Source organism: Parablautia sp. Marseille-Q6255 (assembly GCF_951230155.1).
Taxonomy (GTDB): domain Bacteria; phylum Bacillota; class Clostridia; order Lachnospirales; family Lachnospiraceae; genus Choladousia.
Genome location: NZ_CATNVD010000015.1, coordinates 101,454 through 114,472, shown reverse-complemented (window position 1 = coordinate 114,472; position 13,019 = coordinate 101,454). Strand labels below are relative to the sequence as shown.

General features: G+C 49.2%; 9 protein-coding genes and 1 pseudogene. All 10 read left to right on the top strand.

The features are described from left to right. Positions 1-1,311, top strand: a complete 1,311-nt coding sequence (gene hisD, locus QOX44_RS12900) for a histidinol dehydrogenase (RefSeq protein ID WP_283683558.1) — start codon at positions 1-3, stop codon at positions 1,309-1,311. Continuing rightward, on the top strand, positions 1,308-1,895 hold the full coding sequence (gene hisB / locus QOX44_RS12895; protein WP_283683557.1) for an imidazoleglycerol-phosphate dehydratase HisB: 588 nt from the start codon (positions 1,308-1,310) through the stop codon (positions 1,893-1,895). The genes hisD and hisB overlap by 4 nt, the downstream gene beginning before the upstream one ends. 34 nt (positions 1,896-1,929) lie before the next feature. Beyond that, on the top strand, positions 1,930-3,201 hold the full coding sequence (hisIE, locus tag QOX44_RS12890; RefSeq protein ID WP_283683556.1) for a bifunctional phosphoribosyl-AMP cyclohydrolase/phosphoribosyl-ATP diphosphatase HisIE: 1,272 nt from the start codon (positions 1,930-1,932) through the stop codon (positions 3,199-3,201). A gap of 75 nt (positions 3,202-3,276) precedes the next feature. Further along, the gene (locus tag QOX44_RS12885) at positions 3,277-4,911 is read left to right on the top strand and encodes an SH3 domain-containing protein (RefSeq protein WP_283683554.1); all 1,635 of its coding nucleotides are present in this window, start codon (positions 3,277-3,279) and stop codon (positions 4,909-4,911) included. 195 nt (positions 4,912-5,106) lie between these two features. Continuing rightward, positions 5,107-5,796: a response regulator transcription factor gene (locus tag QOX44_RS12880; protein ID WP_283683553.1), complete on the top strand. Its 690-nt coding sequence runs from the start codon at positions 5,107-5,109 to the stop codon at positions 5,794-5,796. Continuing rightward, positions 5,793-6,824, top strand: coding sequence for a sensor histidine kinase (locus tag QOX44_RS12875; protein ID WP_283683551.1), 1,032 nt, complete (start codon positions 5,793-5,795; stop codon positions 6,822-6,824). Before QOX44_RS12880 ends, QOX44_RS12875 begins: the two co-directional genes overlap by 4 nt. A 129-nt stretch (positions 6,825-6,953) precedes the next feature. Continuing rightward, positions 6,954-7,619, top strand: a complete 666-nt coding sequence (locus QOX44_RS12870; RefSeq protein ID WP_283683550.1) for an ABC transporter ATP-binding protein — start codon at positions 6,954-6,956, stop codon at positions 7,617-7,619. Positions 7,620-7,632: 13 nt separating this feature from the next. Next, positions 7,633-10,017 carry an ABC transporter permease gene (locus QOX44_RS12865; RefSeq protein WP_283683548.1) on the top strand — a complete coding sequence of 795 codons (2,385 nt, stop codon included), beginning with the start codon at positions 7,633-7,635 and terminating at the stop codon, positions 10,015-10,017. A 77-nt stretch (positions 10,018-10,094) separates the two neighbouring features. Then, positions 10,095-12,479 (top strand): ABC transporter permease, encoded by a 2,385-nt coding sequence (locus QOX44_RS12860; RefSeq protein WP_283683547.1) that lies wholly within the window; start codon positions 10,095-10,097, stop codon positions 12,477-12,479. A gap of 74 nt (positions 12,480-12,553) precedes the next feature. Then, positions 12,554-12,925, top strand: a pseudogene (locus tag QOX44_RS12855) (response regulator); the annotation flags it as partial. Positions 12,926-13,019 lie beyond the last annotated feature (94 nt).

The following is a 13,019-nucleotide window of genomic DNA, read 5'->3' as shown; positions in this document are numbered from 1 at the left end:
ATGCGGAAGATAAAACTGACAAACGAAACGAAAAAAAATATTCTGGAGCAGCTTTTAAAAAGAAGCCCGTCCAGCTATACGGGATTTGAAGAGCAGGTAAATGAGATCGTCCGCAATGTCAAAGAACATGGGGACCAGGCGGTGTTTGATTATACAAAGCGCTTTGACGGCGCACAGGTAAGCGCAGAAAATGTGCGGGTGACAGATGCTGAGATAGAAGAGGCTTACCGGAATGTGGACCAGTCGCTGCTCCTTGTGATACGCAGATCTCTGGTCAATATCCGCAGCTATCACGAAAAGCAAAAAAGATACAGCTGGTTTGACAGTACAGAGAACGGGACGCTGCTTGGGCAAAAGATCACGCCGCTTGCTACCGTCGGCGTGTATGTGCCGGGAGGAAAGGCCGTCTATCCCTCCTCTGTCCTTATGAATGTCGTGCCGGCAAAAGTGGCCGGTGTCAGACGCATTGTGATGACAACGCCGCCGGGAAAGGACGGGAAGATCCCTGCCTCTACGCTTGTCGCTGCCAAAGAGGCGGGCGTAGATGAAATCTATAAGGCAGGCGGCGCTCAGGCGATCGCCGCGCTTGCCTTTGGTACAGAAAGCATCCCAAAAGCAGACAAGATCACCGGTCCTGGAAATATCTATGTAGCGCTTGCCAAAAAGGCAGTCTATGGACATGTCAGCATTGATTCTGTCGCAGGGCCAAGCGAGATCCTCGTACTGGCAGATGAGAGCGCGAACCCCCGCTATGTGGCGGCTGACCTTCTTTCTCAGGCAGAACATGATGAAATGGCCTCGGCGATCCTCGTGACGACGAGCGAGACACTGGCCGGGCGTGTTTCCTGTGAGATCGAGCGCTTTTTACAGACACTTTCCAGAGCAGATATTATCCGAAAATCTCTGGATCAGTACGGATTTATCCTGATCGCATCGAGCATGGAGGAGGCCATTGACGCTGTCAATGAGATCGCATCGGAGCATCTGGAGATTGTTACACAAAATGCATTCGAGGTAATGACGAAAATCCGCAACGCCGGCGCGATTTTTATCGGGGAATACAGCAGTGAACCGCTTGGCGATTATTTCGCAGGACCAAATCATGTACTCCCGACAAATGGTACAGCGAAATTCTTTTCACCGCTTTCTGTAGATGATTTTATTAAAAAATCAAGTATTGTTTATTATTCAAAAGAGGCGCTTGCGCCGATCAGCAAGGATATTATGACATTTGCCCGGGCAGAACAGCTCACGGCGCACGCAAATTCAATCCAGGTACGATTTGAGGAAGTACAGCAGGAGGAGATATGAGCAGAACAGCACAGGTGATCAGAGACACAAAAGAAACGCAGATACGTATGCGCTTAGAGCTGGACGGGACAGGACAATACTGTGGAAATACCGGCATTGGTTTTTTTGACCATATGCTGGAGGGCTTTGCCCGGCACGGACTGTTCGATCTGGAGCTTGAAGTATCCGGCGATCTTCACGTAGACTGCCATCATACGGTTGAGGATACCGGCATCGTACTCGGCGAGGCAATCCGGCAGGCCGTCGCAGACAAAGCGGGGATCCGCAGATATGGAAGCAGGATCCTGCCTATGGACGAGGTGCTGATGCTCTGCGCTGTTGATCTTTGCGGACGTCCGTACTACCGCTCAAATATCGTGTTCCCGACAGAGCGGATCGGCGAAATGGATACCGAAACGATACAGGAATTTTTCTATGCCGTATCGTATGGCGCCGCCATGAATCTTCACTTTAAACTGTTTGACGGTGGAAACAGCCACCATATGGCAGAAGCAATGTTCAAGGCCTTTGCAAAGGCGCTCGATGAAGCAGTCTGTCTGGATCCGCGCATCTGCGGTGTGCTTTCCACCAAGGGAACCATCTGACAAAAAGCGCTGCCGACCGGAATGGAGGAAGAATATGAACAAAAAAGAACTGCTTGTGCCGCTCTACCTTGGCGATGGGGCAGCGGTATCCGGCTTAACTGACCAAACGCCGTATGCAGACGGAGACGCTGTCCGCCTGTCCCGCATGTATGACCACGCAGGAGCAGATGCGCTGCTTTTGTTTGATCTGTCAGAAAATGACACTCAGCATGACGCCAGCCTGGCTCTTATGAAGGAGATCGCGCGCACCATTGATATCCCATTGTATGCAGGCGGCAATATCTGTCGTCTGGAGGATGTCAAGAAGCTGATCTACGCAGGCTGCCGCAAGGTGTTTTTAAACTTTTCAAAAGAATCGAACATCGAGCTGGCGCATGAGGCGTCTGCACGGTTTGGAAAAGAAAAAATACTGGCCTGTGTAAAAACAGCTGAGGAGCTGGCATGCGCGCAGGCACACGGAACACTGCTCGACGGCATTGTTCTCCTGAATGATCTCTGCGTCAAAGACAGGGAGGATACACTGGCATATTATATTGTGGCAGATACCCCGCAGCAGGCGGGAGCGCTGCTGCAGGGCAGCTGTGTACAGGGCGTCGCTTCGCCTGCCTTTATGGAGGAGAGCTTTGATCTCATGGAGCAAAAGCACGAACTTCGCTTACAGGGGATCGCCATCAATACATACGAGTCCTCCCTTGCGTGGGAGGATATAAAAACAGACGCGAACGGTCTGCTGCCTGTAGCGGTACAGGACTATAAAACGCAGGAGGTCCTGATGCTCGCCTATATGAACCGCGAAGCATTTGAGATGACCGTCCGCACTGGAAAGATGACGTACTGGAGCCGCAGCAGGCAGGAGCTCTGGATCAAGGGGATGACCTCCGGACATTTTCAGTATGTAAAGGAGCTTCTCATCGACTGTGATAATGATACGCTGCTGGCTAAGGTATCTCAGGTCGGCGCAGCATGTCATACCGGGAACAGGAGCTGCTTTTACCGCTCTATCCTGAAAAAGGAATACGATGAGACCAATCCGCTCAAGGTCTTCGAGGACGTATTTTCCATAATACAGGATCGGAGGATCCATCCAAAGGAGGGATCTTATACAAACTATCTCTTCGACAAGGGTATTGACAAGATCCTGAAAAAGGTTGGCGAGGAGGCCACTGAAATTATCATCGCCGCAAAAAATCCGGATCCGGAGGAACTAAAATACGAAATTTCTGATTTCCTTTATCACGTTATGGTATTAATGGTACAGCGCAAAGTGACCTGGGAGGATATTACAAAGGAGCTTGCACGCCGGTAGGCGGATAGTGTATACTGAAAAAAAGAATTCCCGGTACGGTATCACACACTCCGGGCTCAGAGGGAGGTATGCAATATGAAAGGAAAACAGCTGGCAGCAGGTCTGCTCTGCGGACTTTTGATGATCGGTTCCTGCAGCACCGGTACACAGGCCGCATTTGAGGCATCTGTGGAGGCCGCATATAATACGGCCGTACAGGGGCAGGATGCGCTGGACGGACTGGATGTGACAGTGGAAGAGAAGATCGTATCTGCAAGTACCAATGTCATATCCCACAAATCGGTAGCTTTGAAGGTCTCCGGCATGAAAGGAACTTCTCTGAAAGCAAATATGGCAGTGACGACCGAAGAAGGGACAACAAAAAATTATTATGACAACGGCTGGTTCTATACGCAGACTGCCCAGGAAAAGCAGAAGCGGAAAATGGACCGCACGCAGATCTGGGATATGATCAATTCCGAGATCTATATGAATATGACAAGCAATTACTTCAAAATGCTGTATTCAGAAAAAGGCAGCGACGGTGCAGTCACGTATCATTTTGCAGCCACAGACGAAACTCTTGGAGATTACTCGAAAAAACTCCTTGCAGGTTCTGGAAGCGAAGGGATCGAGATCGACGCTCTTTACGGCACGCTTCAGACGAACGCGCAGGGCAGTATCACGCAGCGCAGTATTCAGATGATCTATACGGTCCTGCAGGGAGACAGGGAAGAAACTTTTCTGGTGCAGACGGATGCAGTATTCACTCAGAACGGGCAGGCAGTGGACGTCATGCTGCCCAGGCTTGACGGATATGAAAAGCTGGATCCGGAGGAGCCGGCAGCGACGATCACACCGCTTGAGCGGACGCTGTACGTGACAACAGATGTCAATGTGCGTGCAGCCGGAAATACCAGCGCTGTGATCCTCGGAGGGCTGCCTGCGGGAAGCGGTGTGACACAGACCGGATATACGAGTGATGGATGGATCCAGATCCAGTATAATACAGCGACCGGATATATCTGGGGTGAGTATACGAGCACCAGGCAGCCGGTACTGACGCAAAACGGCAGCGGCATCATGTATGCGACCACCGGTGTGAATGTCCGGGATTCCTATTCCTCTGATGCAGCCATACTGGGAGGCCTTACAAAGGGGCAGGCAATAGAGATCACCGGCACAACGAGCAATAACTGGGTGCGCGTGAAATTCAACGGGCACATTGGTTACGTATATGCGGATTACCTGTCATGGTCTGAGCCTGTGTCTGATACGTATGTAAAGAATGGATATTTGTCGGGGATCGTTACAGATGCTTCTTATGGTACTCTGACAATCCGGCGTGATGACGGTCAGGGAGATGCGATCTTTAATACCATCTACGCGAATATGAACCTCAAAGACGGTCTCTCGACCGGAGACTGGGTAGAAGTGTATTATACCGGCGCCGGTTCTCCATTCACAGCCACGCAGGTGGATAATTACACAGTCCATACACATTCCGACGAGATGCGTTCCGTATCTGTGGAAGGAGTTGTCGTATACTGTTCCCCGGACCGGCTGGAATTAAGCGGGCTGGATGGCGTGTATCGTACCTTTGATATTTCCAATACGGATATCGAAATGTCAGATAATCTTTCCGAAGGACAGGTCGTAGAAGTCACATGGATGTCTTCCACAGACGGAGCAGAGCTTACAGACATCGAAGCGCTGCGGATCCGCGGATAAATCTACAGCAGGGTGTTGTATCTGTTGAGTTTAGCAGATACAGCACTCTTTTTTTGCCTCTCTGGAAAAACAGGTAGCCGGGCAGACGGAGACATGGTAAAATAAAAAATCAGACGTCCGAAATCCCGTTTGGGACAATTCTGCAACATTTCAGATTTATACTGTCTGTAATACTTTAAAGGGGAGGGACTCTATTTGCGAAAAATCCTGATCATAGAAGATGACCGTCTGTTGAACAGAACGCTTTCTTATAACCTGATTTCAGATGGATATGAGGTTGTTTCAGTATATAATTTTGACAGCGCTGCAGAGCAGCTGCGGCAGAATGAATTTGATGTGGCATTATTAGACATCAACCTTCCGGATGGCAATGGTCTGGAATTGTGTGAGGAAATCCATATGCGCGGGCAGCATACTTATATCATTTTTATGACAGCCAATGATAAGGAGAGCGATATGCTAAAGGGCTACGAAGCCGGAGGCTCGGATTATGTGACCAAGCCGTTTTCTGTGACGGTGCTTTGTAAAAAAGTGGCGGCGGTTTTTGCAAATCTGGAGCTGCGGACACCCCGGCATGATCTGTTTGACGATGGCTTTTTGAGAATTGATTTTTCAGAGCGCAGCGCAGCCCTTGCAGGGGATCCGTTGGAGTTCACACCAAAGGAATATCGTACCCTGTCTTTGTTTGTAAAAAATCCCCGTATCATTCTGACAAAGCGGCAGATTTTAGAAAAGCTCTGGGATGTGGACGGAGACTTTGTGGACGAGCATACTCTGACTACGATTATCAGCCGTATCCGAAAGAAAATTGAAACGGATGAACACAAATATATCAAGACAGCCTATGGGATAGGCTATCAGTGGATCGGCGGTGAGTCACGATGAAACTGCAAAATTTATCTGTTCGGGCATTTTTGAGAAAAATTGCGGCAGGGACTATGTTTACTGCAGCTATATTGGTGCTGATTTTTTATTTGCTGACAAAAGATGTGCGTATTGTGACCTGCGGATGCCTTTTGACAGGAGCGTTTTATATCTGGGGGATTGTTTTTCTGCACTATTTTCAAAAGAAATTGTCACTGTTTACCGACGGGTTGTGTCGGACGCTGGACGATATGATGGATCGTACAGAGAGGCCTCAGATAGACTATGAAGCGGAAACACTGTTATCACGGATCAGCCACCGTCTGGAACGGCTCTATCATGTCATGCAGAAAACCAGACATAAAGTTGAGCTGGAAAAAGAAGATCTGCAGTCTCTGATATCGGATATTTCCCATCAGACGAAAACACCGATTGCTAATCTGAAGATGCTGAATGATACGATGCTGACACGGCCTTTGACAGAAGAAAAGCAGAAAGAGTTTTTACAGGCCACAGGCGCGCAGCTGGATAAACTGGATTTTCTCATTCAGGGGATGGTGAAAACTTCCCGTCTGGAAACAGGGGTGATCACTCTGGAAAAACAGGCAGCTCCTGTTGAGGACACATTGGTGCATGCGATCAATGGAGTTCTGGCTCTAATGGAGCAAAAGGAGATCAGTTTTTCAGTGGATTGTCCGTCCGAACTGATCGTATCTCATGATAAACGCTGGACGTCTGAAGCATTGTTTAATATTCTGGATAATGCAGTAAAGTACACTTGCGCAGGCGGCAGCATCCAGGTAAGTGTGCAGGAGTGGGAAATGTATGTAAAAATTGATGTGACGGACACGGGCAGAGGAATCCCGGAACATTCTCAAGGCGCAATCTTTAAGCGCTTTTACCGGGATGAAGCGGTACATGATATAGAGGGGATTGGAATCGGGTTGTATCTTGCCCGTGAGATCATCACCATGCAGGGAGGCTATATTAGCGTAGAGTCCAAAGTCGGGGAGGGATCCACTTTTTCCGTGTTCCTGCCCATAAAATAATTTTTAGGCAGTCTGTTTCGGCAGGCTGCCTTTTTTTAAAATTTTCAGAGGGGAATGGATTTTAGGACAATTCTGCAACATTTTTCATTTATCCTATACTCAACAAATCAAGAAAGGCAGGTAACTGTTATGAAAATTTTGCAGACAACTGATCTTAAAAAATACTACGGCACAGAGCCGAACATCACCCGCGCACTGGACGGCGTGAATTTTTCCGTGGAGGAGGGCGAATTTGTGGCGGTAGTCGGCACTTCCGGCTCCGGTAAGTCCACCCTGCTTCACATGATGGGCGGTCTGGATACCCCCACCTCTGGTAGCGTGATGGTGAGGGATAAGGAGCTGGCGAAGATGAACGACGAGCAGCTTACCATTTTCCGCCGCCGCAATATCGGTTTTATTTTCCAGAACTACAATCTGGTGCCGATCCTGAATGTGTATGAGAACATCGTCCTGCCCGTGGAGCTGGACGGGGATACGGTGGATCAGAAATTTATGGCGGATGTGGTGTCCATGCTGGGGCTGGAGGATAAGCTGAAAAATATGCCAAACAACCTCTCCGGCGGTCAGCAGCAGCGTGTGGCGATCGCCCGCGCCCTGGTGTCAAAGCCCGCGATCGTTCTGGCGGACGAACCCACCGGAAACCTGGACAGCAGGACCAGCGCCGATGTGCTGGGGCTTTTGCAGAGAACGAGCCGCGAATTTAACCAGACACTGGTGATGATCACGCATAACGATGCCATTGCCCAGCTTGCAGACCGCATCGTGCGGATCGAAGATGGCAGGATCGTGGAATAAAGGGGGTGCGGACATGACATTGCCTTTTGAAAATGATACAGGGCCGGTCATTAAAAAAATAGCGTCACGGAGCATTCAGACAGATAAGCGGCGCAACCTGTTTGTGATCGTAACGATTGCCCTGGCAGCCGCTTTGATGGCAGCGATTTTTTGTGCAGGAGCGGGAAGTGACAGAAAACTGGAGAAGGACATCCGGGGACAGTATCAGGCAGTTGTGGTGAATTGCGACCGCAGCATGATTGAAAAATTAAAGGCTTGCCCGGAGGTGGAACGCTGGGGACTTTCGCAGAATTATGGTTCCGCCCGCTATGGTGACAGTGTTCTGACCGTAGAGTATGCGGATGCCAACTGGATGGACCTGGGGAAGAAACCGTCATTTACCGGGGCGCTTCCGCAGGATGTCAATGAGATTCTGGTAGAACGGGCATTTCTTGATTATTTTGGAATTCCGGCAGAAATCGGACAGACCATAGAAGTGGACCTTGGAAACGGAAAGCAGACCTATACCGTGAGCGGCATTATGGATACAGAGAACGACTCCCGTATGTTCCAGCTTTATGTATCCGAAGCATTTGTGGAGGAAATGGCGCAGGGAGAGCCGCTGTTTGAATTCCGTCTTCGTTATACCGGTGCAGACGATATGGAACTGGAACAGCTCAAGGCGGATATTGCAGCCTTCCTTTCTGCCAACGGCGTCGCAGAGGATCAGATTTTTTACAGTTCCAACTATTTCGATATGCAGGGCTTTAAGACCGGCGTGATGAAATATTATATTCCGGTGGCAATCCTTTTGCTGGTTGCCTGTGCCGTGGTCATTTACAGTATCTTTTTTATTTCCGTGAAGGGGAAAATGCGGGAATATGGACGTCTGAAGGTGATCGGCACTACGCCGAAGCAGATCCGCCGGATTGTGCGGCGGGAGGGATTATTGTTATCTCTTTTGGGAATCCCCCTTGGGCTTTTGGTTGGGGGCGCTGTCGGGTTTGCTATTTACCCGGCGCATTGGAGCTGGATTGGGAATCTGCCTTATCTGGCTGCGACCGCAGCAGCCTGCGCCCTGACAGTATTTCTGTCCATTCATGCGCCAGTCCGTATGGCGGCGAGGGTATCCCCGATCGAAGCGGTGCGTTCCAGTGGTTATGAAACGGCAACAGACCGGAAGGATCAGAAAAATCACCGCATTACGCCATTCTCCATGGCACAGATGAACTTCCGGCGAAGCAGGAAAAAGACAGTCATCACCCTGACTTCTTTAGGACTGACAGGTGTATTTCTGGTAACGGCTGCCACGGTGCTGAACTCCATCAGTCCCGAAAAGATGGCGATGGAAGCCATGGGGGATCACTGTAATTATGAGGTCAGCTGGATGGATTCGGGAGGCGCGGAAGGAGTGCCTGATATTGCACGGGAGAATCCGCTGACAGAAGAGCTTCGTCAAAAGCTGCTTGCCCTGGATGGAGTGGAATCCATCACCAGCCATGAAATGATATCCGCAACGGTAAAATTCCCCCAGGAAAGCGATGCATTAAAATTCCCGGTGTTTGACAAAGAGCAGATGGAGCAATGGCTGCCAAAGGAAAATCTGGAACAGGGCAGTGCGGACTATGAGGAGCTTGCTGCAAACAACGGTGTGGTCGTGACGGACGCGGAAGATCACTTTTTAAGTATGTTTTATGGCTATACGCCTGCGATCGGGGATGTGCTGACCTTTGAATCCATGGACGGCAGGGCTATAGAAGTAACGGTCATGGGCATTGCGAAACCGTCAGTGACATCAGGCACCGGCGCATGGGGGCTGTTTACCCTTACAGAAGAATTGGCTGATCAGCTTTACCCGGACATTGAGAACAGAGAGGCTGTCTGGAATGTCCATACATCAGAGGACTCGGATGCGCTCAGAGCGTCTATTTTCAGTCTGCTGGAAAATCCGGTGCTGACGGTCTTTTCCAGAGCAGACCATGCGGCTTCCCTGGAATCGCAGCTAAAGACAATGACCCGCGGTATTTATCTGCTGCTGGCATTTCTGTTTGTATTCTCTATGGTAAATCTGGTCAACACCCTGATGACGAATCTACTGGCAAGGCAGCAGGAGATTGGGATTTTGCAGTCTGTGGGCATGACTGGAAAGCAGGTTTCGCGTATGCTGATCGCAGAATGCCTGTGGTATGCAGGGGTTACGGTGCTTTTGTCGGTTGGTATCGGCGGAATCCTGGGCTGGATTTTTGACTATGTGCTCAGCAGTTTTAATATTTTCGGGGAACTGTCCTATCAATTCCCCTTGATGGAAACGCTTGTTTTTGTTCTGGCACTTTTGGTTGTGACCGGAATCTTCTCTGTGGTTGCTGTCCGCTACTCCAAACGGCTTTCCCTTGTGGATCGGATCAAGACCATGGATTAACCAGAGGCGGCAGCTTCCAGGGTGAAGCCGCCGCTTTACTGACAGCAGAAATATAGGACTTAAAGGAGATGAGCAAAATGACAGTACCATTTGAGAATGATACAGGAAATATTGTCAGGAAACTGGCAAAGAAAAGTTTGAAAAGCGAGAAACGCCGGAACCTGATGGTGGTGATCGCCGTTGCACTGGCATCCTGTCTGATCTGTTTTTCGATTGTGATGGCTTTATCTACCCGGCAGATAGAGAAAAATCATGTGGAGGATACCTATGAGGCGGTCTATACCGGGATTACTGAGGAAGATGTGTCTACCCTGAAGGGACTGGATGACTTTTCAAGGGTAGGAGAGTATTATATGCTGGCTGTGGAACCTGCCCAGCAGGGATACAATGCCTCCTATATTTATTGTGATGAGGAAACGATGTATATTGCCCGTGACCAGATGAAGCTTTTGGAAGGCCGCCTGCCCCAAAAGGAGGATGAGGTAGCGGTCAGCCGCTATTTCCTTTCCGAATACGGTGCAGATGCCAGGATTGGCGAAAAGGTTATGCTAAGCAGCGAGAGCTTCCATGGAGAATATACGGTGACTGGTATTCTGGAAGGCTATAAGGAAAAAGAGGTAAATGGCTCTTCTATCCTTCTTTCCAAAGAAGCTTTGAAAGGATGGAGCGGCTATGACCCTTCCGATTATCGTGCCTATGTGCATTTTAAGAATGAGCAGCAGATGGATGAAACCGAGCTGACTGCCCGCAGCCGGGAGATTGCCAAAGAATATCAGCTGGAAATGCCGGTCATGAACCTCAGCTATATGAAATTCTATAAGCAGCCTGTGAATGTCAGTATGCTGGCTTTGGTTGGCGGAATTGCAGCTTTGGTCATCATCGGAGGATATGTTGTGATACAAAGTATCTTCCGAATCTCTATCAATGATAAAATCCAAAGCTATGGACAGCTTCGGACCATCGGCACAACGCCAAAGCAGATCCGCCGTATTGTAAAAAAGGAAGGCCGTTTGCTTGGCTGGACCGGCATAGGAATCGGTATTTTGCCAGGATGTGCAGCCGGGTTTGCTCTGTTTTCCCGTGGATTTCATCTGCCATTTTATGCAGCTGCGATTGTTTTGACGGCACTGCTTGGCTGGTTTATGGTATCCATTGCGATCCGCAGACCGGTAAAGATTGCTGCGAGTATTTCTCCGATTGAAGCAGTCCGCTTTACTGGCATTCAGAGCGGAAAGATCCACACGCATAAGAAAAATATGCGCTTAAACCCGCTCTCTATGGGAATTGCAAATTTCAGACGTGACCGCAAAAAAACGATCAGCATCGTGGCTTCCCTGAGCCTTGGCGGCGTGATCCTTCTGGTGACGGCATCGGTTCTTCTGGTTCGTTCGCCGGAGCGGATCGCCAGACAGTTTTTCCCGGATGGAGATTATAAAATCTATATCCACTCCGAAAAATCAGAATATGAGGTGATGTCGGAAGGAAATCCGTTGAATGAAGCACTTCGGCAGGAAGTGCTGGCCGTAGACGGCGTGACAGATGTGATAGGAAATCGTCAGGCGGTTCATGTGCGGTTTGAAAATGAGGAAAGTTCCTCCGGTGGAATGTGCGATTTATTGAGTGACCGAAACAGAGATAAAATGGAAGCGGCGCTTGTGTCGGGGACATTGCCGCAGGACGCCCATAGTATTGCACTGGATATGGAATATGCAGAAGATATGATTGGTGTAGATGTGGGTTCAGTTATAGACCTTACCATAGGGGATCAGACGATTCCTGTCACTGTTTCCGGTCTGATCACAAACAATAAACTTAAAAATGGGCATGGTCCTCTGGCATTGGACAACACCTGTATGATCGCAACAAAAGAGCTGTTTCAGGAAGCAATGCCAAAGATTAATTGTTTTGATTATTCCTGGAGCATTGTCGGCGATCCCCAAAAGGCGGAGCAGATTGAAAACAGCCTGAGTGCGATCATTTCTTCCAATCCGGATCTTAAATTGGATACCATTGAGATACATAAGGATTATGAGGAAATGGAAAACAGGGTTGTTTTTGGAGGATTTCAGGCGCTGTCCTGGCTGGTATTCCTCTTTGGCGTGGTTAACCTTATCAATACAACCCTATCCAATCAGATGTCCAGAAAGAGGGAAAACAGTGTCTTTCGTGCCATCGGGCTGACCAGAAAACAGCTCTGTCAAATGACTGTCTATGAGGGAATCTGCTATGCGTTTTCTGCTGCGCTGGCAACGCTGGCGGTCGGCCTCCCGATTGCAGTGATCGCTGCCCGGAAATTCAGTGAAATGACGTTCCATGGAACGATTATGCCATATTCCTTCCCCTTCCTGCAAATGGGCTTATTCGTCCTGATGCTGTTTGGCTTGGAGGTCATCCTGTCTTTTTGGACGATGCACAGGCAGAAAAATCAATCACTTGTGGAAGAAATGCGGTCGATGGAATGACCTGTTGGGAATGGCGGGGGCGGCAGTGTAATGTTCCGCTTTTTCCGTTATTGTTTTAATAAATCAAAATGGGGGGATATATGGTCAAAACGGCGTCCACTTTACAAGAAGCGCGGGTTGCTTTCCAAGAAGAAATGCCGTTGGTAGTCTATTGTGACCTCGATATGCCGGACGGCTCTGGCATAGACTTTCTGGACGAGGTGCGGACTGCAGATAAGGAGGTGCCTTTTATTCTGGCATCCTGCCATGATAAGGAGGCCTACGTACAGGAGGCCATGCGCCGGGGCGCAACGCTGTGCATGGATAAAATGAAAGGGCAGTTATTACAGGATAAGTTGGTGGAATATGCCTACAGGCGCTTATCCGACGAACCGGCTCCGACTTTTCACAGGCTACTCTTTGTCCATGCGGAAGATACCAGTGCTGGAGCGCTGAGGGCGGCTTTGTAAAGTAAGGCCGCCATTTTTAAGTCTTTTTATCTTTAATGCTCGTTTTGAATATTGTATAATGTATGGGAATGGCCGTGATTTCATAAATGTT